19 protein-coding genes are annotated in these 22,538 nt (G+C 62.7%); 16 read left to right on the forward strand and 3 right to left on the reverse strand.

Annotation, left to right across the window (positions count from 1 at the left end):
- Positions 1–12: 12 nt before the first annotated feature.
- A complete protein-coding gene (locus tag OVA12_RS19315; RefSeq protein ID WP_268140201.1) occupies positions 13–420 on the reverse strand; it encodes a hypothetical protein in 408 nt (135 codons plus the stop codon).
- A 265-nt stretch (positions 421–685) separates the two neighbouring features.
- On the opposite strand from OVA12_RS19315, the gene OVA12_RS19320 reads away from it, so the two are divergent.
- Positions 686–1,411: an HAD family hydrolase gene (locus OVA12_RS19320; protein WP_268140203.1), complete on the forward strand. Its 726-nt coding sequence runs from the start codon at positions 686–688 to the stop codon at positions 1,409–1,411.
- Between the two features lie 184 nt (positions 1,412–1,595).
- Positions 1,596–2,558: a DUF1499 domain-containing protein gene (locus tag OVA12_RS19325; RefSeq protein ID WP_268140205.1), complete on the forward strand. Its 963-nt coding sequence runs from the start codon at positions 1,596–1,598 to the stop codon at positions 2,556–2,558.
- 4 nt (positions 2,559–2,562) lie between these two features.
- Here the strand turns inward: OVA12_RS19325 and OVA12_RS19330 are convergent, their stop codons facing one another.
- The gene (locus tag OVA12_RS19330; protein ID WP_268140207.1) at positions 2,563–3,474 is read right to left on the reverse strand and encodes an MBL fold metallo-hydrolase; all 912 of its coding nucleotides are present in this window, start codon (positions 3,472–3,474) and stop codon (positions 2,563–2,565) included.
- Positions 3,475–3,642: 168 nt separating this feature from the next.
- Between OVA12_RS19330 and OVA12_RS19335 the strand changes: the two genes are divergently transcribed.
- The 9 genes from OVA12_RS19335 (at position 3,643) to phoB (ending at position 13,173) form a co-directional block, all read left to right on the forward strand.
- Positions 3,643–4,116, forward strand: coding sequence for an SRPBCC family protein (locus OVA12_RS19335; RefSeq protein ID WP_268140208.1), 474 nt, complete (start codon positions 3,643–3,645; stop codon positions 4,114–4,116).
- Between the two features lie 118 nt (positions 4,117–4,234).
- A complete protein-coding gene (locus OVA12_RS19340; RefSeq protein WP_268140210.1) occupies positions 4,235–5,587 on the forward strand; it encodes an ATP-binding protein in 1,353 nt (450 codons plus the stop codon).
- 81 nt (positions 5,588–5,668) lie between these two features.
- Positions 5,669–6,691 carry a PstS family phosphate ABC transporter substrate-binding protein gene (locus tag OVA12_RS19345; RefSeq protein ID WP_326493925.1) on the forward strand — a complete coding sequence of 341 codons (1,023 nt, stop codon included), beginning with the start codon at positions 5,669–5,671 and terminating at the stop codon, positions 6,689–6,691.
- A 266-nt stretch (positions 6,692–6,957) separates the two neighbouring features.
- Entirely contained in the window at positions 6,958–7,989 is a 1,032-nt protein-coding gene (locus tag OVA12_RS19350; protein ID WP_268140212.1) for a substrate-binding domain-containing protein, read from the forward strand.
- A 69-nt stretch (positions 7,990–8,058) separates the two neighbouring features.
- The gene (gene pstC / locus OVA12_RS19355; protein WP_268140213.1) at positions 8,059–9,528 is read left to right on the forward strand and encodes a phosphate ABC transporter permease subunit PstC; all 1,470 of its coding nucleotides are present in this window, start codon (positions 8,059–8,061) and stop codon (positions 9,526–9,528) included.
- Complete coding sequence (gene pstA / locus OVA12_RS19360; protein WP_268140215.1) at positions 9,525–10,883, forward strand: phosphate ABC transporter permease PstA; 1,359 nt, start codon at positions 9,525–9,527, stop codon at positions 10,881–10,883. The genes pstC and pstA overlap by 4 nt, the downstream gene beginning before the upstream one ends.
- A 21-nt stretch (positions 10,884–10,904) precedes the next feature.
- Complete coding sequence (gene pstB, locus OVA12_RS19365; RefSeq protein WP_268141442.1) at positions 10,905–11,693, forward strand: phosphate ABC transporter ATP-binding protein PstB; 789 nt, start codon at positions 10,905–10,907, stop codon at positions 11,691–11,693.
- A gap of 35 nt (positions 11,694–11,728) precedes the next feature.
- The gene (gene phoU / locus OVA12_RS19370) at positions 11,729–12,439 is read left to right on the forward strand and encodes a phosphate signaling complex protein PhoU (protein WP_268140217.1); all 711 of its coding nucleotides are present in this window, start codon (positions 11,729–11,731) and stop codon (positions 12,437–12,439) included.
- A 35-nt stretch (positions 12,440–12,474) separates the two neighbouring features.
- A complete protein-coding gene (gene phoB, locus OVA12_RS19375; RefSeq protein WP_268140219.1) occupies positions 12,475–13,173 on the forward strand; it encodes a phosphate regulon transcriptional regulator PhoB in 699 nt (232 codons plus the stop codon).
- 211 nt (positions 13,174–13,384) lie between these two features.
- Here the strand turns inward: phoB and OVA12_RS19380 are convergent, their stop codons facing one another.
- Complete coding sequence (locus tag OVA12_RS19380) at positions 13,385–13,921, reverse strand: GcrA family cell cycle regulator (RefSeq protein ID WP_268140220.1); 537 nt, start codon at positions 13,919–13,921, stop codon at positions 13,385–13,387.
- Positions 13,922–14,350: 429 nt separating this feature from the next.
- On the opposite strand from OVA12_RS19380, the gene OVA12_RS19385 reads away from it, so the two are divergent.
- The 5 genes from OVA12_RS19385 to OVA12_RS19405 all read left to right on the forward strand — a co-directional run bounded on the left by OVA12_RS19385 (position 14,351) and on the right by OVA12_RS19405 (position 22,508).
- On the forward strand, positions 14,351–15,553 hold the full coding sequence (locus OVA12_RS19385) for an aspartate aminotransferase family protein (protein WP_268140222.1): 1,203 nt from the start codon (positions 14,351–14,353) through the stop codon (positions 15,551–15,553).
- Between the two features lie 4 nt (positions 15,554–15,557).
- A complete protein-coding gene (gene argF / locus OVA12_RS19390) occupies positions 15,558–16,481 on the forward strand; it encodes an ornithine carbamoyltransferase (RefSeq protein WP_268140225.1) in 924 nt (307 codons plus the stop codon).
- A gap of 10 nt (positions 16,482–16,491) precedes the next feature.
- Positions 16,492–17,475, forward strand: a complete 984-nt coding sequence (locus tag OVA12_RS19395) for an Hsp33 family molecular chaperone (RefSeq protein ID WP_268140228.1) — start codon at positions 16,492–16,494, stop codon at positions 17,473–17,475.
- Between the two features lie 190 nt (positions 17,476–17,665).
- Positions 17,666–19,096: an efflux RND transporter periplasmic adaptor subunit gene (locus OVA12_RS19400; RefSeq protein WP_268140230.1), complete on the forward strand. Its 1,431-nt coding sequence runs from the start codon at positions 17,666–17,668 to the stop codon at positions 19,094–19,096.
- Positions 19,086–22,508 (forward strand): efflux RND transporter permease subunit, encoded by a 3,423-nt coding sequence (locus OVA12_RS19405; protein ID WP_268140233.1) that lies wholly within the window; start codon positions 19,086–19,088, stop codon positions 22,506–22,508. The genes OVA12_RS19400 and OVA12_RS19405 overlap by 11 nt, the downstream gene beginning before the upstream one ends.
- Positions 22,509–22,538: the final 30 nt, after the last annotated feature.

A 22,538-nucleotide genomic window follows, 5' to 3' on the forward strand; every position in this document is an offset into this window, starting at 1 on the left:
CTGGTGAGGCGGTTACCGCTTGGCGGTACCGGCTCCCTTCACGCACATGGCGGCCGACACGGCCTGGATGGCCACCGGCTTGTAATGTTGTGCGAGGTTGGGGGTAGGGGCAGGTTTCTTTTCGGTTGCGCTCGACATGAACGAAAATCCGGTGTTGGGGGCGTTAAACACGAGATCAGGTGCGCTGCGAATACGGCGGCCATATGGCCGAAGCCCCGAAGGCGTGTTCGTTTGCAGCGCAAAATACTGAAAAAGAACACTGATCCCTTCGCCATCGGTTAGGGATGACGATAGGTAAACCTTATCCCGAAGCAAAGCCGGCGAAAAGACCGAAGTTGAGCTGCAGACTTGAACTTTGGTGACAATCCGGGCGACTTGCGTGACACGGGCAAAGGCATGCAATTCGGCTGCGGCGGTCAAATTTTTGCCGGTGCAGCGCCCGGATCGGGGCTATCCACGGGCTTGTGCCGTCAGTCAGCCATGTCGCGTCGTGATTCGGCGTGCTGGGCTTGCACAATTGGCCTTGTCATGTCTGTGTCACGTGTCCGGCATCGAGTCGCCGGCAGCCGATGCCCGCTACCCGGGACCCGACAGCAGGAAGATGTGTCGGGATTGCTCGCGGGAGCAGGGCCCACAAAGACGATGCGGCGCTCCGTGAACCGGATCGCCGCCCCGGAGACGGTACATGAGCGCACGCCCGCAGACGGCGATCAAGGCGATCCTTTTCGACAAGGATGGCACCCTCATCGATTTCCAGCAGACCTGGTCACCGGCGTTCAGCCGCCTGATCGAAACGATGGCAGGGGGCAACGCCGACCTGAAGCTGGAACTCGCCCGCATCAGTGGATTTGACCTCGAACGGGGATTGTTCGACCCGAATTCTCCCTTCGTGGCAGGGGCGAACGACACGGTTCTCGACGATTGGGCTCGCATCCTCGGTGTTTCGGATGCCCGCCAGTTGCTGACCGACATGGAAGCGCATCTGTTCCGCTTCGGTCTGGAAAGCCTTGCTCCGTTCGAAACGCTCGAGCCGACGATCCGCACGCTGCACGCGGCAGGCTATGTGCTGGGCATTGCCACCAATGACACCGAGGCGGCCGCCCGTGCGCAAATGCAGGCGCTGGGTCTTTCCGACTGCTTTGCCGCGATCTATGGCTACGATAGCGGACACGGGCCGAAGCCTGAACCGGGCATGATCCTCGCCTTCAGCCGCGCGACCGGACTTGCGCCGCACGAGATTGCCCTGGTGGGCGACAGCCTCCATGACATGCACGCCGGCCGGAACGCTGGTGTGCGGCGGGTTGCGGTCACCACCGGTACTGTCGGCGCTGATGTGCTCGCGCCGCACGCCGATCACGTCTTTGGCGGCCTCGACGATCTGCTCGACTGGCTCGATGCCATGGGAGCCTGACCTGGCACCTTCGCTCTGGCATTTGCATGTCGTTGCGATAGGGTAGCTGCATGCGACTGGATCAGCAGGGGTTTGGCCGGGATCGGTTGAACAGTTCAGGTCTGACCGGTCCAGGTCTGTCAGGGCATCGCCAGCGCGTCCGGGCGAAAGGCTGAGGCTCTGGCTGCCATCCGGAGAGGTCTGCTTGCGCAAGAGATACCCAGTTCGACGGTCTGAGCTTGCCCGGGCCGCCCGCTTCATCGGCGCCCTTGGGTTACCGACATTGCTGGCGGGTGTGCTGGGGTTCCGCGCAGGTTTGATTGCGGCGCCGGACCTGTCCAACGTGCTTGTCGCCGCTGTTACCCTCGGGCTGCTTGGAGCGCTGATGAGTTGCCTTGCCCTGATCGCCTGGTGGCGAAAGGGCGGTGTGGGGGTGGCGGATGCTGCGCGCGGGCTGTTCTACGGCCTCTTGATGCTTTTGCCTGCCGGTGCGGTGCTGGCAGCTTCAACCGCCTTTCCACCCTTGACCAGTGTCAGCACGGATCTGCGTGACCCTCCCGAGCCGTTGCGCGGGGATGCGGCGGTCCAGCCAACCGGCCCTGCAGGCGATATCGAGTTGCTGCAACGCAGCGCCTATCCCGATATCGTTTCTCGGCGTTTTCGCATTACTCCGTCAGACCTTCACACCGCTGTCCTGCGCGTCGTCGAGAAGGAGCAATGGTCGCTGAAGGCAGAACTTGCGCCGGATATGCGCGACGCGCCGACGCTCGTTGAAGTGACCACGCGTCTCCCAGTCATTGCGCTTGCCAATGACCTGACGATCCGCATTCGCCCCGATCGCACGGGGGCCTTGCTTGATGTGCGCGCGAGCAGCGCCCTTCCCGGACACGACCTTGGGCTCAACGCCTGGCGGATCCGTGGCTTCTACCGTGCGCTCGACGACACCCTGACCGAGGCCTATGGCGATATCGCCAAGCTGACGGTCACGCCGGAAGAGGCTGCTGCCACCGTTGTCGAGGAATTGCCCCTCCTCAGTCAGTCGCCGCAGGCGGCCGACAACACCGCTGTTCCGCTTCCATCCATGAAACCGTCCAGCAAGCCGGCCGTGCCGGGTCCTGTCCCTGCAGAACTGGACGAAATCTACGAAGACGAGACGCCGCAAGGCTAAGGTTTCACTGTGACCGGGCGTATGTCGCGGACAAACCGGAGCCCGTGTCGATACGCACATGGCCCAGTTCGGTGAGGCGTTCGAGCTGCGCAAAGACAGACAGGGCGGCGGCCACCTTCAGCGAAGGATCAAGTCCGAGATAGACGGCATCTACGATCTGCGGGATCGTCAGCGGCGTCGCAGTGAGAACGGCCAGAACCGACGCTTCCCGGCGCAACCGATGCTCCTTCAGGGCGGCCACGTAGGTCCGGGCGTCCCGTACCGGTGCGCCATGTCCGGGCAGGTAGACTGTCTCGGCACGCGCGCTCAGCCGGTCGAGCGAATCGAGATAAGCCTGCATCGATCCGTCCGGCGGGGCGACGATGGATGTGGACCAGGCCATGACATGATCTGCAGAAAACAGCAGGTTTTCATCCGGCAAGGCAAAGGACAGATGATTGGCGGTATGGCCGGGCGTTGCGACAACACCGAAGCGCCCCGCGGAAAGGTTGAGTTCCGCGCCGTCTGCCAGTTCCTCGTCTGCCCGGAATTCGGTGTCCGCACTGGCATCCAGGGCATTGATCTCGCCGAGCGCAAGCTCCCGCGCGCTGCGATGCGGCGTGCACCCCAGGATCTTCGCGCCGGTCCGGGCTGCGAGGACGGGGGCCGCTGGCGAATGATCCTTGTGGGTGTGACTGACGAGAATCGTGCTGATCCTGGCGCCCTCGGCCGCTTTCAGGATTGCTGCGACGTGTTCTTCGTCCTGCGGGCCGGGATCGACCACTGTCAGGTCACTTGTGCCGATCAGATACGTGTTGGTGCCGTGAAAGGTGAAGGGGCCGGGATTGCGGGCGGTCAGCCGCCGGATGCCGGGGCGAATCTCCACCGCAATGCCATAGGCGGGGTCAAACTCAACATCATGCACGAGCCTGGACATCGGGAACTCTCCGGAACCGGACGGACGTCGCGGGAAAAGGGACTTGCAGGTCAAGGGACTGCGCCCATTGCCGAACTGCCGTGAATCGGTAATGTGCCTTGGATAGGTTCGAGACCGCAAAGACGCCCGTCTGCGGGCCCGTTCACACGAAACCGGCGGCAATAGACCATGTCCAATCCCGAACAGTCCATATCTCTTGAAGTCGTGCTGCCGTTGCCGCGGCAACAGGCCTTCGAGCTGGTGGTGGAACGATTCGCAGCCTGGTGGCCACGCGAGTACACGTTCCTGGGCGAAACACTCGACGACATCGGCATCGAGCCCCGGCTTGGCGGCCAATGCTATGAACAGGATCGCGGCGGCAAGAGAATCGTCTGGGGCACCGTCCTCTCCATTGAAAAGCCCCTCTACATGCGCATCGCCTGGCAGATCGCGCCGGACCGTCAGCCGGTCGTCGATCCGGCCGCGGCGAGCCGCGTGCTGATGACATTCCGCGATGCAGGGGATGCAACGCGACTGGAACTCGTGCACACGGACTTCATCCGTCACGGTGAAAGCGCAAATGACTACAGGGCTGCAATGGCTTCGCCTGCTGGCTGGCCCTTGTGCCTGTCCCGATTGACCGCGATGGCGTCGCGTCGCTGAAACCATGCGTTGAGGATCACGGGCCCGTCTGTCGCGCTAGTGACATCTGGCCCGTGTTATTTGGCCGGTTCAATTTTCTTTCAGTCTCATGCGCCGGGAGGAGGCGCCGGAGAGTGCCATGGCCGAGAATACCGAGCTGACCGAATCCGCCGCCCGCGCTGGCGCTGCGGCAACCCCCTTGCGCAAGCTGCGCGACGCCAAATGGCTGTTGCTCGCGGCAGCGGGTAGTCTTGGGCTTGCATCGTCCGTCTACGGCATGCCGGCCAGCGTTGCCGTGGCTGCCGCCGCTGCGTTGGTCGTGATCGCTCTGCTTGCACCGCGCCGTGACAGCGCAGCACTTGCCTCGCCAGCGGAGGACCGGCGCAACCAGCGGCGGATGTGGCCTGGCACGGGCATGAAGGCGACCGTCGATGCGCTGTCGCTGCCTTGCTTCCTCGTCGATGGCCGCGGCATCACCCGTTACGTCAACGCAGTCGCACGATCGCGCTATGCTTCGGTGCGGCCGGGTGACCCTGTGTCCTTCGGCCTTCGTGCACCGTCGCTGCTGGAGGCATTCGACCGGGCCCGTTCGCAAGGCACGGCTGAGCGGATCGAGTGGGCCGAGAAGGTGCCGACCGAATCCTGGTTCGAGGCCAGTATCGCACCGATCCACCTGCCGTCAGCCAATGGCTCGACCGCTTCGGGCGGCGATCCCGATTTCCTGCTGGTCGTCATCCGCGATCTGACAGAGCAGCGCCGGCTCGAACGGATGCGCACGGATTTCGTGGCCAACGCCAGCCATGAACTGCGCACGCCGCTTGCCTCCCTGACTGGCTTCATCGAAACCTTGCAGGGGCCTGCAAAGGATGACGCCGTGGCGCGCGAGCGCTTTCTCGGGATCATGCTTGACCAGGCGAACCGCATGCGGCGTCTGATCGACGATATCCTGTCGCTGTCACGCATCGAATTGAAGGCCCATGTGCGCCCGGACACACAAGTGGATCTGGCGGAGATCGTCCGTCACACCATGGACGCCCTGTCGCCGCTGGCGCGGGAGCTGGAGCTGGAGATCGCGCTGACGGCACCCAAAGGGGAGGTTCTGGTGCGCGGAGACCGGGACGAACTGATCCAGGTTGCCGAAAACCTGATCGAGAACGGCCTCAAGTACGGCAGTACCGGCAACCGCATCGACGTGACCATCGAGGAAGGCAAGCCGAGTGGCTGGTGCCTCTCGGTTCGCGACTACGGCGAAGGCATCGCACCCGAGCATCTGCCGCGACTGACAGAGCGTTTCTATCGGGTAGATGTCGCATCAAGCCGCGCCATGAAGGGTACCGGGCTGGGGCTCGCAATCGTGAAGCACATCCTGACCCGTCACCGCGCCCGGCTCGACATCGAAAGCAAGCCCGGAGAAGGCGCAAAGTTTGCTGTCACATTCCCGGAACCTGCCGTCGCGGTTCCAGATCGTCAGGCGACACGTGTTGCCAGCTAAGCAAAAAGCCCGGACCTGTCACATTACTCTCAAGCATCTCCGATAACTGTTGCGTGCGAAACCGGCAGGCAGGAGGTCCAGATGGCTGTGACAGCAGGTGTGAAGCTTGGGCTCATCGCGCTCATGGGCCTGTCCCTGACGCAACAGGCACAGGCCTTCGGTCGTGACCAGCTGCAGATTGTCGGCTCCTCGACGGTGTTTCCCTTTGCCAAGGCCGTCGCCGAGCGCATCGGCATGACGGGCAATTTCATGACCCCGGTTGTCGAGTCCACGGGCACAGGCGGTGGCATGGAGCTGTTCTGCGCCGGCACAGGCCCGCAGACACCGGACATCACCAATGCCTCGCGCGCCATGAAGTCATCGGAGGCCAAGACCTGCGCGGCCAATGGTGTAACTCCGGTCGAGTTGAAGATCGGATTTGACGGGATCGTGGTCGCCGGCTTCCGCGACGGCCCGGACTTCAACCTCTCGCTCGAGCAGCTGTTCCTGGCGCTCGCGGCGAAGGTTCCCGTCAACGGCAAGCTCGTCGACAATCCTTACAAGTCCTGGGCAGACATCGACAAAGCGCTGCCCGACAACCCGATTGAAGTCCTGGGGCCACCGCCGACATCGGGAACCCGTGACGCCTTCATGGAAATGGCCATGGAGGGCGGCTGCGCCAAGCTAAAGGATGCCAAGGCGCTTGGGCTGCAGGGCAAAGCCTGTCATGCCATTCGCGAGGATGGGGCGTTTCTCGATACCGGCGAGAATGACGATCTGATCGTCCAGATCCTAGATGCCAATCCGAAGGCCGTTGGGATCTTCGGCTATTCGTTCCTCAGCCGAAACAGCAGTCATTTGAAGGGGGCGCTGATCCAGGGCATTGCTCCGGACTTCGCAAATATTGCCAATGGCAGCTATCCGTTGTCGCGGCCGCTGTTTGTCTATGTGAAGGCAGAGCATGCGGGCGAAGTGCCCGGGCTGAGGGAATACCTGCGCGAACTGACGCGCGATCAGGCCTGGGGCGCGACGGGCTATCTGAAGGAAAGGGGGCTCATTCCCCTCCCGGAGGAAAGCAGAGCGGAACAGCTCGGCCAGATCGGGACAGTTCTGACCGGCAAGTGATTTACGCCGACGCCAGCGTGCCTCGCCCCTGACATTCCCTGCAAGGGAGTGGGCGAGAGGCGCTGCGTAAGGAAATGTCACAAAATTGGCATTTCCGAGCATTGGAAAGCAAAAAACTACTTTCCGATCAAAGGCCTAAATTGTCATAAAACTGATATTCAACCGTCATACAAGTCACATCACGGCGACCTAAGGTCCGCCCATCGCCCGGTCCAGTGGGATCAGGTGGTGATCCAAAAACCTTGACATTCGAAGGGAGTGGTCAAGTGAAGTTCAAGTCTCTCGTCAGCGTTGCGGCCCTTGCCGTTGCTGCTACCGCCGTCTCCGGCGTCGCCCAGGCCCGTGACCAGATCCAGATCGCTGGTTCGTCCACCGTTCTCCCCTACGCTTCGATCGTTGCTGAAGCTTTCGGCGAAAACACCGACTTCCCGACCCCGGTCGTGGAATCCGGCGGTTCTTCCGCTGGCCTGAAGAAGTTCTGCGAAGGCGTTGGCGAAAACACCATCGACATCGCTAACTCCTCGCGTCCGATCAAGGAAAGCGAAGTCAAGGCCTGCGCCGAAGCCGGCGTCAAGGACATCATGGAAGTCCGCATCGGCTATGACGGCATCGTCTTCGCCTCGGACATCAAGGGCAACAAGTTCGCCTTCACCCCGGCTGACTGGTACAAGGCTCTGGCTGCTGAAGTCGTCGTCGACGGCAAGGTTGTCCCGAACACCGCCAAGACCTGGGCTGACGTGAACCCGAAGCTGCCGGCTCAGCCGATCATGGCTTTCATCCCGGGCACCAAGCACGGCACCCGTGAAGTCTTCGAAGAGAAGGTCATCGCGCACGGCTGCAAGGACAGCGGCGCTCTGGACGTTTTCAAGAAGGCCGATGAAAAGGGCGCTGCCAAGAAGTGCCTTGCACTGCGCACCGACGGCGTGTCTGTCGACATCGACGGTGACTACACCGAGACCCTCGCTCGCATCGAAGCCAACAAGAACGGCATCGGCGTGTTCGGTCTGTCCTTCTTCGAAAACAACACCGACAAGCTCCAGGTCGCTACGATCAACGGCGTCGTTCCGTCGACCAAGTCGATCGCTTCCGGCGAATACCCGGTCTCCCGTCCGCTGTACTTCTATGTCAAGAAGGCTCACATCGGCGTGATCCCGGGTCTGCAGGAGTTCGCTCAGTTCTTCGTGTCTGACGACCTGGCTGGCGCCAAGGGCCCGCTCGCCCAGTACGGCCTGGTTTCCGATCCGGAACTGGCCAAGGTTCAGGCTGACGTCGCAGCTGGCAAGACTCTCGGCAAGTAAGCCGACCTCACACTGAAAGGGCGGCACCAGCCGCCCTTTCTTGTCCCTATTGCTGGTGGGTCGCGCCTCATGTCCTTTCCGTTCATTCTTCTGGTCATTCTCGGCCTTGCGGTTCTCGGCTACTTTGCCGGGCGCATGCGCGCTCTGAAGAGCGCCGGCGGTGATCCCCGCCACATGCATTCGCTGCCTGGTTACTACGGCTGGCACGTCAGCCTGCTCGTTCTGGTGCCTTCGGCGCTGGTGCTTGCTGCCTGGCTGCTCATTCAGCCGGTCATCATCAATTCGCAGGTCTCCGCGATGATTTCGCCGGATGCCATCGCCAAGAGCTCGCTGGATCTCGTTCTGAGTGACGTTCGCCGCGTTGCCGATGGCCTTGATCTCGCCGTCGCGAACGGCGTTATGGCCGATGAGCAGGCACGCTCGATCCGGACCGAGCTGACCGACGTTCGCGGTCGCCTTGGCGAGATCGGTGTCGCTCTCGGATCGGATGTAACAGCTGAAACGCTGCGCGCAGCACAAAAGTATCGCGAAATCGCATCGACCGGCAATCTGCTGCGCTCGGCCCTCGTGATCTTGGTCGCGCTCGGCGGCTTCGCCTACGCGGTTCTCGTCACCAACAAGGACTTCCGCGCCCGTAACCGTGTCGAGCAGATCGTCATGGCGATGCTGGTCTGCGCTGCATCGATCGCAATCCTGACGACGGCCGGGATCTTCTTCTCGCTCGTTTTCAACACGATCGAGTTCTTCCAGCTCTACCCGGCCAGCGACTTCTTCTTCGGTATGACCTGGAGCCCGAGCTTCCACGGCGGTTCATCCTTGGGCATCGTGCCGCTGCTCTGGGCGACCTTCTACATCTCCATCATCGCTCTGCTGGTTGCCGTTCCGATTGGTCTGTTCGCTGCGATCTATCTTTCGGAATACGCCAGCCCGACGGTCCGTGCCGTTGCCAAGCCGCTGCTCGAAGTCCTCGCCGGCATCCCGACCATCGTCTACGGTCTCTTCGCACTGCTGACGGTCGGTCCCGCCCTGGTGAGCCTCTTTGGCGAGAATGGTGCCCTGGGCCTCAACTGGATGCAGGGTGGTACTGCCGTCATGACGGCGGGTCTCGTCATGGGCATCATGATCATTCCGTTCATGAGCTCCCTGTCCGACGACATCATCAACGCCGTTCCGCAGTCCCTGCGCGATGGTTCGCTGGGTCTGGGTGCGACGCACTCCGAAACCGTCAAGAAGGTTATCCTTCCCGCAGCACTTCCGGGCATTGTCGGCGCGTTCCTGCTGTCTGCATCCCGTGCTGTTGGCGAGACCATGATCGTCGTGATGGGCGCTGGTGCTGCCGCCAAGTTCAGCCTCAATCCCTTCGAGGCCATGACCACGGTGACGGCCAAGATCGTCAGCCAGCTGACGGGTGACGCCGACTTTGCCTCGCCGGAAGCACTCGTTGCGTTCGCCCTCGGCATGACTCTCTTCGTCATCACCCTGGGCCTCAACATCATCGCCCTCTACATCGTGCGCAAATACCGGGAGCAGTACGAATGACCGACGCGACCGCAAATGCCCCTGGGCTGCCGGGCGAAACACACGATGCCCCCGTTCGCGCATCAAAGTCTCTGTATGAGCTGGATGCACTGACCCGCAAGCGCAATGCCAGCGAGCTGCGCTTCAAGTCCTACGGCATCGTTGCCGTGCTGATTGGCTTGTCGTTCCTTGTCGCATTGCTCTACGCGATCCTGAGCAATGGCTCCGTCGCCTTCACACAGACCTTTGTTCAGGTCTCGATCCCGCTCGACCAGGCAAAGATCGAAGCCGCAGAAGCATCGGTCGTGAAGACGACAGCCTACAATGCGCTCATTGACGCGGCGCTGCAGGAAAAGCTGGCTGCTGCCGGCATCACGACAGACATGAAGCCGGCCGACCTGCGCAAGATGCTTTCGTCTGGCGCAGCAACCCAGGTTCGTGAGCATGTGCTCAAGAACCCGGGAGACATTGGCAAGACCGTCAGCTTCGACATCTATGCCGCAGCCCGCGTCGACGGCTACCTGAAGGGCCGCGTGACGCGCGAAGCGCTCGCCAATGACAAGAACCTTGACGCAGCACATCTCGACATTGTCGACAAGCTGCTGGACAAGGGGACGGTCGAACGCCGGTTCAACTGGGACTTCATTCTCGGTTCGGACGCTTCGGACTCGCGTCCGGAAAAGGCCGGTATCGGCGTGGCCATGATTGGCTCGTTCTACATGATGCTGGTGGTGCTGTTCTTGTCGCTGCCGATCGGTGTCGCGGCATCGATCTATCTCGAAGAGTTCGCGCCCAAGAACCGGTTTACTGACCTCATCGAGGTGAACATCGCCAATCTGGCCGCAGTTCCCTCCATCGTGTTCGGTATCCTCGGTCTGGCAGTCTTCATTCAGTTCGCTCACCTGCCACAATCCGCACCGCTGGTGGGTGGCCTGGTGCTGACGCTGATGACCTTGCCGACGATCATCATCTCGACACGCGCCGCGCTCAAGGCTGTTCCGCCGAGCATCCGCGACGCAGCTCTGGGCGTCGGTGCGTCAAAGATGCAGTCCGTGTTCCATCACGTACTGCCTCTGGCGATGCCGGGCATCATGACCGGCACGATCATCGGCATGGCTCATGCCCTTGGTGAAACCGCCCCGTTGCTGCTGATCGGCATGGTTGGCTTCATTGCCTCCAACTACCCCGATGGCGTGACCGCCGGTTTCCTGTCCCCGAACTCCGCCATGCCGGCCCAGATCTATGAATGGGCAAAGCGTGCGGATCCTGCCTTCTATGAGAAGGCTTGGGGCGGGATCATCATCCTGCTCTGTTTCCTCCTGGCCATGAACATCATTGCGATCATTCTGCGTCGCAAGTTCGAGCGCCGCTGGTAAGGGAGAGCGACCATGAACGACATGCCCGTGACCATGAAGGCTGCTTCGATGAGTGACCAGAAGATTTCCGCCACCAACGTTCAGGTCTATTACGGCGAAAAACACGCCATCAAGGACGTGAACATCAACATCCGCCCCCGTTCCGTGACCGCATTCATCGGTCCGTCGGGCTGTGGCAAGTCGACGTTCCTGCGTTGCCTGAACCGCATGAATGACACCATCGACATCTGCCGTGTCGAAGGCGACATTTCGATCGACGGCGAAAACATCTACGATGCGAAGGTCGATCCGGTGCAGCTGCGCGCCAAGGTCGGGATGGTGTTCCAGAAGCCGAACCCGTTCCCGAAGTCGATCTATGAAAACGTGGCCTATGGCCCGCGGATCCATGGTCTTGCCCGGAAGAAGTCGGAGCTCGACGAAATCGTCGCCGCCTCGCTTCAGAAGGCAGGCCTGTGGAATGAAGTGAAGGATCGTCTCGACGGTCCGGGGACCGGCCTGTCCGGTGGTCAGCAGCAGCGCCTCTGCATTGCCCGCGCCATCGCTGTCAGCCCGGAAGTGATCCTGATGGACGAGCCCTGCTCGGCGCTTGATCCGATTGCGACCGCGAAGGTGGAAGAGCTCATCGACGAGCTGCGCGCCAACTACACGATCGTGATCGTGACGCACTCGATGCAGCAGGCTGCCCGTGTGTCCCAGCGCACCGCGTTCTTCCACCTTGGCAATCTTGTCGAGGAAGGTGCTACTCAGGACATCTTCACGAACCCGCAGGACAAGCGTACGCAGGACTACATCACCGGCCGCTTCGGCTGAGTCCTCTGGTCCTCCAACGCGAGAAGGATTTGAACATGTCCGAGCATACCGTCAGCTCCTATGACGAAGAACTGCGCGCGCTGGCTGGCCGTGTTGCCGAGATGGGCGGCCTGGCCGAGGCGCTCGTCAACGATGCGGTGACCGCGCTGCTGTCGCAGGACCTGGAAAAGGCCCACAAGACCATTCTGCAGGATGCCCGTCTTGACGAGCTGCAGCAGGAAATCGAAGCCAAGTTCATCCGCATCGTGGCCCTGCGCCAGCCGATGGGGCAGGACCTGCGCGAGATCATGGCCGCTGGCCGTATCGCCAACGACCTCGAGCGCGTCGGCGATCTTGCCAAGAACATCGCCAAGCGTGTGATCGCCATCGATGGCGACTTCAACTCGAAGAAGGCCGCCTTCGGCGTCGAACACATGTCCGAACTGGCTCTCAGCCAGCTCAAGGCAGTTCTGGATGCCTACACCAGCCATGACGCTGTGGCGGCTCAGGCCGTGCGCGAGCGTGATGACGAGGTTGATGCGATCTACACCTCGCTGTTCCGCGAGCTGCTGACGTACATGATGGAAGATCCGCGCAAGATCACCCAGTGCGCGCATCTCCTGTTCTGCGCCAAGAACATCGAGCGTATCGGCGACCACGCAACCAACATTGCGGAAAACGTCTACTTCATGGTCACCGGCAACCAGTTGCTGGAAGCCCGTCGCAAGATCGACGAAACCGGTCTGGCCGATCTCGAGAACGCCTGACGCGGTGCTCCGCGTCTGTAAGTTGGAGCGTGTGTATGCCTAAGGTTCTGATCGTTGAAGACGAAGAGCCCCTGAGCCTGTTGTTGCGCTACAACCTGGAAGCTGAAGGCTACTCCGTCGAGGCCTGCGCCCGCGGTGATGAGGCGGAAATCCGGCTGCGCGAAAGCCAGCCGGACCTTCTGCTCCTCGACTGGATGCTCCCGGGGCTGTCTGGCATTGAGCTGTGCCGCCGCCTGCGTGCCCGGGCCGAGACCGAGCGTCTTCCGGTGATCATGCTGACGGCTCGCGGAGAAGAGGCCGAGCGTATCCGGGGCCTGGCGACCGGTGCCGACGACTATGTGGTCAAGCCGTTCTCAATCCCGGAACTGATGGCGCGTGTTCGGGCCATCCTGCGCCGTGCAAGGCCAGAGGTGGTCTCGACCATGCTCCGGTCGGGCGACATCGAGCTTGACCGCGAGACACACCGCGTTCGTCGCAACGGCAAGGAAATCCATCTGGGGCCGACGGAGTTCCGTCTGCTCGAGTTCCTGATGACGTCCCCGGGCCGTGTCTTCTCCCGCGAGCAGCTGCTCGACGGCGTCTGGGGCCACGATGTCTACGTGGACGAACGGACTGTCGATGTGCACGTTGGCCGCCTGCGCAAGGCAATCAACCGCGGCAAGGTCAAGGATCCGATCCGCACTGTGCGCGGCGCAGGCTACGCCTTCAACGACCAGTTTGCCGTCGCTGTCTAACTCGCAGCGTCTTGTCATCGACTTGCAAAATCATTGCCTTGAAAGCCCGCTTCTGGCGGGCTTTTTTGTTGCCGGTTGTCTGGCCTGATGTCCGGCCGCTTGGGCGCACCCCGAGCGTAAAAGCAAAAGCCCGCCGGCTTCTGACCGACGGGCTTGCGATTGGGTGAGGAGGCCACAAACTGGTTGGCCCCCTCGAAAACTAAGAACTGGATCAGGCGCGAAGGGCCTTGCGATCCTTGTCACGGCGGCGGTCATTGACCGGCTGATAGGCGATGCGGCAGTGGTGCGCGCAGTAAGGCACGCCCGGATCGGAATGGCGGCCGCAGAAGTAGAAGTCCTGCGTGCTCGGGTCGCCAATCGGCCACTTGCAGGTGCGCTCGGTCAGGGTAAGGATCGTGGCCCGTTCCGTGATCGGAACGATCTCGGCAACGGGTTCGGTCTGCGGCTGAACCTCGACCGCGGCCTCTTCCATCGGTTCCATCTTCAGCGCAGTTGCACCGCGGCTTTGCGCGACCGGGGCCTGGGCAGGCCGTGGTGTTGCAGGGGAAGCAGTCGCCGGGGTGCGGGCACGGCGCGGCTTGGCTGCCGGAGCAACCGCCTTGGCGCGGCCCGAAAGACCCAACCGATGCACCTTGCCGATTACCGCATTGCGCGTGACACCGCCGAGCTCGGCGGCGATCTGGCTCGCGCTCAGCCCGTCAGTCCAGAGCTTCTTCAAGAGCTCCACGCGTTCGTCAGTCCAGCTCATCCGTCACACCCCGCCGTTGCCGGCTGTAGATTGAATTTCAGGCAGTAACCAAGTGTTAAGGCACGCGTGTTCCGCGCCCCGCTTGGCATATCCAGTATGATTTGGTGGTCTACAGCACGAGATGTCGTATCCGACAGACAGGACAGTACAATGTCGGCCAAAACCGAGGCAAGGAGACGGGGCACATGAACCGGGGACGAAACGACTTTTCCCCAGATAACGGCGCGGTGATGCGCCGCGTCCGGCAGTGGCGGAAATGCGCCAATTGCATTGACAGCCGCAGCCTACGGCGGTGTATAAACAGCCCTCGTTTCCTGTGCCGCCTGTCCGGGGCGGCACAGTTCGTTTTGGCATTCGTTTCACATATCCCTGAACCGGAGAGGATTTCCGGGGCATGGCGCCCCGGACCCCGCATGAGGAGTTGAGCATATGACGGCGTCGGCACTTTTCGGCACCTACGCTCGGGCGGAACTTGATTTCGTCCGTGGAGAAGGCGTGTGGCTGGAGACGTCGGACGGCCGCCGATTTCTCGACTGCGGTTCGGGCATTGCGGTGAACGCGCTTGGTCACTCGCATCCCCATCTGGTCGCGGCCCTGAAAGACCAGGCTGACAAGCTCTGGCATGTCTCCAACCTCTACAAAGTGGATGGCCAGGAGAAGCTGGGCCGGCGGCTGAGCGAGGCGACCTTCGCGGATCGCGTTTTCTTCACCAACTCCGGTGCTGAAGCGATGGAGGCCTGTTTCAAGACGGCCCGCCGCTTCCACTATGCCAACGGGCATCCGGAGCGGGTCGATATCATCACGTTTGAAGGCGCGTTCCATGGCCGCACCATTGCGACCATCGCGGCTGGCGGCCAGGCAAAGTATCTTGAGGGCTTCGGGCCGAAGGCTCCCGGGTTCCTGCAGGTGCCCGCTGGCGACCTCGACGCGCTGAAGGCCGTCATCGGTCCGACGACGGCTGCGCTCTGCATCGAACCGGTGCAGGGGGAGGGCGGTATTCGCGAGATCCCGGTCGAGTTCCTGCGCAAGCTGCGCGAGATCTGCGACAACGAAGGCATCCTGCTGATCTTCGATGAAATCCAGACCGGCGTCGGCCGGACGGGCAAGCTGTTCGCCCATGAATGGTCCGGCATCCATCCGGATCTGATGGGTGTTGCCAAGGGCATCGGCGGTGGTTTCCCCATGGGCGCCTGCCTTGCCACCGAGGCCGCCTCTGCCTGCATGGTGCCAGGCACCCATGGCACCACCTTCGGCGGCAATCCGCTGGCGATGGCCGTTGGCAATGCGGTGCTGGATGTGATCCTCGAGCCGGGGTTCCTCGAAGAGGTTCAGCGCAAGTCACTGCTGTTCAAGCAGCAGCTCGCCAGCGTGATCGACGCCTATCCTGAGGTCCTGCAGGAGACGCGCGGGCGCGGCCTGATGCTCGGCCTGAAATGCGTGCGTCCGAACACGGAAGTTCTGGCCAAGGTCCGTGCCAACGGATTGCTGGTCGTGCCTGCCGGCGACAATGTGCTGCGTATCCTGCCGCCACTGACGATCACGGATGCCGAGATCGGCGAAGCCGTCGCCCGTATTGAAGCCGCCGCCAAGGCCGTCGCGGCAGACCTTGCCGCCGAGAAGGCCGGAGCCTGATTACATGTCCCAGTCCCTGCGTCATTTTCTGGATCTCACCGACTTTGAGGGCGACGAACTGCGCGCCATCCTGGACCTCGGCCGCAAGCTGAAGCGTGAGCGAAACGGCGTGCGCCGCGGCGAAGGCCCGCTGGCCGGCAAGGTGCTGGCCATGGTGTTCGAGCAGCCCTCGACCCGGACACGCATCTCCTTCGATGTGGGCATGCGCGAGCTGGGCGGCGAAACGCTGATGCTGACTGGCGCCGAGATGCAGCTTGGCCGCGGCGAGACCATCGCCGATACGGCCCGCGTCCTGTCGCGCTTTGTCGATGCGATCATGATCCGGATCCTGAGCGAGAGCGATCTCCAGGAACTGGCCGCCAACGCGACCGTTCCGGTGATCAATGGCCTGACCAAGCGCTCGCATCCGTGCCAGATCATGGCCGACATCATGACCTTCGAAGAGCATCGCGGCTCGATCAAGGGCAAGTCGATTGCCTGGACCGGCGACAGCAACAACGTGCTGGCGTCCTGGGTTCATGCGGCTCCGCGTCTCGACTTCGAGATGCGTATCGCAACACCGGTAGAGCTCGCCCCTCCGGCCGAGCTGATCGCCGCCGCGCGCGCCAAGGGAGCCTCGATCATCGTCACGGATGATCCCTTTGAGGCGGTCAAGGGCACGGACTGCGTCGTCACGGACTGCTGGGTATCGATGGGCGATGACGACGAGGAAAGCCGTCACAACCTGCTCGGCGCGTATCAGGTGAACAAGCGTCTGATGACCGAGGCGAAGGCAGACGCGCTGTTCATGCATTGCCTGCCGGCGCATCGCGGCGAGGAAGTCACGTCCGAGATCATGGACGGACCGAACTCTGTCGTGTTCGATGAGGCAGAGAACCGCCTGCATGCGCAGAAGGGCATTCTTGCCTGGTGCTTCAACGGCGTTTGAGGACTGATCCTTGGCATTCGACATCGCTGACTATGGCCTGACGGCCGCCGGATCGGACGCTGTCCGGCCCTTCACCGTTGAAGGGCTGGATGTGCGCGGCCGTGCGGTTGCGCTCGGACCCATGCTGAACCAGATCCTGGATCGCCATGATTACCCGGCCCCGGTGGCCCGGTTGCTGGGCGAGGCCATCGTCCTGACTGCCTTGCTGGGCACCGCGCTCAAGTTCGACGGCCGCTTCACGCTGCAGACCCAGTCCGACGGGCCGGTGTCCATGCTGGTGGTTGACTTCTCCGCCCCTGACGCGATCCGCGCCTATGCCCGTTATGAGGCTGAGGCTTTCGGGCCGGGGAAGATCGGCGAAAGCGCAGATCCTGCAACGTTGCTCGGGCGCGGTCATCTGGCGATGACCATCGATCAGGGCAAGCACATGCAGCGTTATCAGGGCATGGTCGAACTGGACGGTGTCTCGCTTGAGGAAGTGGCCCGGCGCTATTTCACGCGCTCGGAACAGATCCCGACCGAGGTCCGTCTGGCCGTCGGGCGGCTGTTTACCCGCCGCGAGGGCCAGGCGCCCGGTGAGGCCTGGACCGCCGGCGGCATTCTGGTCCAGTTCCTGCCCGACGCACCCGAGCGGATGAAGCAGGCCGATCTTCACGCAGGCGACATGCCGGAAGGCACAGAGGCGCATGCGGTCGATGAGGACGACGCATGGATGGAGGCCAAGAGCCTCGTCACCACCGTGCGCGACGACGAGCTGACCGATCCGGAAATCACCGTCGAACGGCTGCTGTTCCGTTTGTTCCACGAGCGGGGCGTGCGCATGTTCGACGCCCAGCCGATCCTGGACCGCTGCCGCTGCAGCCGGGACAAGATCGAGGCCATCCTTGTCAATTTCTCTCCGGAGGAAAAGGCGGAGATGAATGAGAACGGCAAGATCGTCGTAACCTGCGAGTTCTGCAGCACCCGCTACGAGTTCAAGGCCGACGCCGTCTGATATCCGCGACAGATCGCGACAAATCGGCAATTGCCGCTGCCCCGGCCACCGGATTACGGTGATGACCGGACGCAAGCGCTGTGCAGACGTGCCTTGGGCTGCAAGCCCGAGGCGCGGAGTGTTTCCCTGTTGAAACTGATCCAGCCGCCCGCGCCCGCTGTATTTATGGGAATGCGGGAGAAACCGTCGCGTGTTGCAGGCTGTTGAAGTGTCGCGGGACGACAAGGTGCAGGAACTCGAGCAGATACCTCCGGCCGCACCGCCAGTGCGTAAAGGGCGGGCGGTGCTTGTCTTCAAGGCTGTTCTGCAATCCGTCCTTGCGCTGGCTGTCCTCGCTGGGGCCGTCGCCGGAATGCGCTATTTTGTTCTCACAAAACCCGAAGTTCCCAAGCGCCCGGCGCAGGAGCAGACCTACGCCGTCGAAACACAGCCCGTGCAGCTGGCAGATCATACTCCGGCGATCCGGCTTTATGGCGAGGTGACCGCCGGCAGGGAAGTGGACCTGCGCTCGCTCGTGGCTGGTGAAATCGTTGCCGTAAGCCCGGATCTCAAGGCAGGTGGCAGCCTGCAAAAAGGCGCGGAGCTCGTCAGCATCGACCGGTTCGACTACGAGGGCGCCGTGCGCGAAGCGCGCGCCAATCTCACAGAAGCTGAGGCGCAGAAGATCGAGATCGAAGGCCGTGTGGCCCTGTCGCGTGACAGCCTCCAGCGCGTGCGCGAGCAGCTTGCCTTTGCCGAACGCGATCTTGAACGTGCCGAGCAGCTGCGCCAGAGCGGCGCAGTGACGGAGCGGGCGCTGGATGAGCGGCGATTGCTGGTGTCGCAGCGCCGGCAGTCCGAAGAGCAGGTCCGCAACACGCTTGCGGTCGAGGAGGCCGGGATCGAGCAGCAGGCTGCCGTGATCCAGCGGCTGCAATGGCGGCTCGAACTGGCCGAGCGCAACCTTGGCAACACGGTTCTGCTTGCCCCCTTTGACGCGGTCGTCCGCAGCGAGGCGGCGCAGGTCGGCAGGCTCGTCAACGTCAACGACGTCGTGGCCTCGCTCTACGCCCGCGACGAACTCGAAGTCCGCTTCACCTTGTCCGACAACCAGTATGGACGTCTGATCGCCCAGTCGGGAACGCTGGTGGGCCGGCCGGTCGATGTGTCGTGGGTCCTGGGTGCAGAGACCGTCCGTTACTCCGCGACCGTCGACCGGGTTGGCGCCGATGTCGCCCGCACCCGCGGCGGCGTTGACGTCTTTGCCCGTGTCGAGGTCCCCGCCGGCGCTGTCCCGCTGCGGCCCGGAGCGTTTGTCGAAGTCTCGGTGCCCGACCGCACCTATCCGGGAACGGCCCGCCTGCCCGAGACGGCGCTTTACGAAAACGGACGGGTCTACATCATCGTTGATGGCCGCATGGCCCCGCGGGACGTTCGCGTCGAAGCCCTTGATCAGGGCAGCGCCATCGTCTCAGGCGCGCTGCAGGACGGCGACGTCGTCGTGACCACGCGCATCGCCGGAGGTGGCGGCGGCGTCAAGGTCCGGCCCGTTGGTGAGGCACAGTCCGGCGCCGCGAGCCCGGCATCCGGCAAGCCGGAAGGTCAGCGGACATCCTCCGAAGGGGCCAGCAATGCGCACTGAAACGGAAAGCTGGGTTGCCGGGTTCGCGCGCCATCCCAACGCTGCCAATCTGATCATGGCCGTGATGCTGCTGTTCGGTGTCTTCGGCCTCAGCCAGCTCAACACGCAGTACTTTCCGACGATCCGCTCCGACCGGATCAACGTCAGCATTTCCTGGCCCGGGGCGTCGGCCGAGGACGTCGAGCGCAACATTCTGGAGATTGTCGAACCGGAATTACGGTTTCTGACGGGGCTGAAGGAGATCGCAGCCTACGCCCGTGAAGGATCGGGAACCGTCACGCTGGAGTTCATCGAAGGTTCCGACATGCAGACGGCGCTTGGCGACGTCGAGCAGGCTGTGGCTTCCATCTCGACGCTGCCGGAGGAATCCGAAACGCCGGTGATTTCGGCGCCGACCTTCACCGATTCCGTTGCGACATTGGCCCTACGCGGGCCCTTTACCGAAGATGCGCTCAAGGTCTACGCCCGCAAAATCCGCGACGACCTGCTGGCACGCGGGATCGACCGGGTCGACTTCAATGGCTACCGGTCGCCGGAATATCTCGTTGAAGTGCCTGAACGAGAGTTGCGCCGGCTTGACCTGACCATAGCGGATGTCTCGGAGCGGATCGCCCAGAATACGCAGGACGTGCCTGCAGGAAACCTGAACGGCGCAGTGGAGCGCCAGATCCGGGCCATCGCAGAAGCGCATTCGCCCGAAGCGATCAGTTCCATCGAGGTCAAGGCGTTCCAGTCCGGCGAAAAGACCCGCCTCGGGGATATCGCAACCGTCAACCGGTCTTTCGATGATGCCGAATTCCAGGGTTTCTCTGCCGGCGGGCGAGCCATCGAACTGCGGGTACTACGGCTTGAAAACACGGACACGCTGAAGGCCGCGCAGATCTTGTCGGACTATCTCGATGAGGTTCGTCCCACCCTTCCGCCGACCCTCGAATTGCTGCAATACGATGTGCGCTCCGACCAGGTCGAAGGCCGCATCATGCTGCTGGTCGAGAATGGGTTGGGCGGCCTCGTTCTTGTGGTGCTGATCCTCTACCTGTTTCTGAACGGACGCATCGCCTTGTGGGTGGCTGCGGGCATTCCGGTGGCCGTCTGTGCTGCGCTTGGCCTCATGTGGCTGATCGGCGAGAGCATCAACATGATCTCGCTGTTTGCGATGATCATGATGCTCGGCGTGATCGTCGACGATGCCATCGTCGTCGGCGAACATACGGCGACGCGGCTGGCGATGGGTGACGCGCCCGATGTCGCGGCCGTCAATGGCGCCGGCACCATGTTCTGGCCGGTCATTGCCTCAGGCACCACGACAATCGCCTCGTTCCTGCCGATCCTCATGGTTGGCGATGTGCTCGGCCAGATCATGATGTCGATGCCGGTTGTCGTGATTTCCATCATCATCGCCTCTCTTGTCGAATGTTTCTTCGTCCTGCCGGGGCATCTGGCGCACTCGCTGGGGGCAAGGTCCGGCTGGAGCTGGTGGCGCGTGATCCTGGTTGCAGGCCTGCCAGCCGTGTTCCTGATCGGTCTCGCCGAACAACCGGCCATGAGCGTGTCGCCAATCTTTGCTGGGGTCGCGGACCCGCTGCAGCTGATGTTCGCTCAGCTCGGGCTTCTGGCGGGTGGGGCGATCATCGTGATCGTCTGCTTCCTCATCGCGCTGGCCGTCGAAGGGGGGCTCATGTCCCTGCGCCGCAAGATGGGAGGCAGGTCGCAGCCGGCCTTGAACGAGCCCGGCTGGTTCCGCCGCAACTTCGATGCTGGCTTCAACTGGTTCCGCGACAAGCCGTTCAAGGGCTTGGTGCGGCTTGCCGTCAACTGGCGCTATCTCGTGCTGGCTCTTGCCATCGGCTGTGTGCTGCTCACGGTTGGGCTGGTGCAAGGCGGCCGCGTGGGCTTCACGTTCTTTCCCTCTCCCGAGGCCGAGAACATTCAGGCCCAGGTGTTCTTCCAGGCTGGGATTCCGGAACAGGACGCGGTTGCCGGCGTTGCTGCCATCGAGGCGGCGCTGTTCGAGGCTGAGCGCAAACTCACCAAGGACACCGGGGAGAAGCTCGTCGTCGCCAGCTATGCGCTGCTGGGGCGGGCTGGCAACAATCGTGGCGACAATGTTGCCTCGATCTCGGTTCAGCTGACCCTGGCCGAAGAGCGTGAGGTGCGCACGCCGGACATCGTGCAGGCCTGGCGGCGGGCCTTGCCCGAAATCCCCGGCCTTGCCCGCTTCTCCATCGCCCAGACGCGCGGCGGACCTCCCGGACGTGACCTTGACATCCGCCTGTCCGGCGCCCCCTTGCAGAAGCTGAAGCAGGCGGCGGCCGAGCTGCAGGATGCCTTGTCGGCGTTCCCCGGCACGTCGGGCGTGACCGACGATCTGCCTTACGGCAAGCCCGAACTGCAGATGCAACTGACGCCCAGGGGCCGCGCGCTCGGCTTTACCGTCGAAACGGCAGCGCGTCAGATCCGCAACGCCGTCGAAGGGGCAATCGCGCGCCGTTTTGCCCAGGGCGATGAGGAGGTGACCGTCCGCGTCCGCCAGGGCTTTGATGGCGAGGGATCGAGCGCGCTGCGCGATCTCATGCTGCGTGCGCCCAACGGGGAATTCGTGCCGCTGACCGAGGTGGTGGCTCTCAAGGATGTGCAGGGCTTCTCAGTGATCCAGCGCCGCGATGGCCGGACCATTGTCAGTGTCGTTGCCGACATCGACACGAAGATCACCTCCAACACCGCCATTGTTGCGGAGCTGGAGAAGGAGGTCATGCCGCGTCTGGCCGACACCTACGGACTGAGCTACGAATTCGCCGGCAAGGCGGAAGAGCAGGCCAACGCCATGGGCGACCTTGGCATGGGCGTGATCATGGCGCTGGTGATGATCTATGTGATCCTCGCCGCCACCTTCGCCAGCTATTCGCGTCCTCTTGTCGTCATGACCATCATCCCCTTCGGGATCGTTGGTGCCGTGGTCGGCCACTATGTCATGGACTACCAGCTGACCATGATGAGCCTGATCGGGCTGCTTGGCCTGTCGGGCATTCTCGTCAACAACGCCATTATCCTGGTGTCGCGCTATGATGAGAGGATGGCGGAGGGCGACAGTTGCCGCGAGGCGGCGGTGCTCTCAAGCTGTGACCGTCTGCGCGCCGTGATCCTGACGTCCTTCACCACCATCGCGGGCCTCGGTCCGTTGTTGTTCGAGGACAACATTCAGGCGCAGTTCCTGCTGCCCATCACGATCACGATCGTTTTTGGGCTGGGGACGGCGACGTTCCTGGTGCTGTTCCTGGTGCCGGCCCTGCTGGTGATCGGCGACGACATCGGCCGGATTGTCTTCCACCGCGATCCTGACGGCAGTGCCGACGACGGCGCACAGGGTGGTCCGGACGGCGAAAGCGGCCGCGGACTGGTGCCGGCGGAGTAAGGCCGGCACGTCTCTCATCTGGCGTGCTAG

The organism is Pannonibacter sp. SL95 (genome assembly GCF_026672425.1).
Lineage (GTDB): Bacteria > Pseudomonadota > Alphaproteobacteria > Rhizobiales > Stappiaceae > Pannonibacter.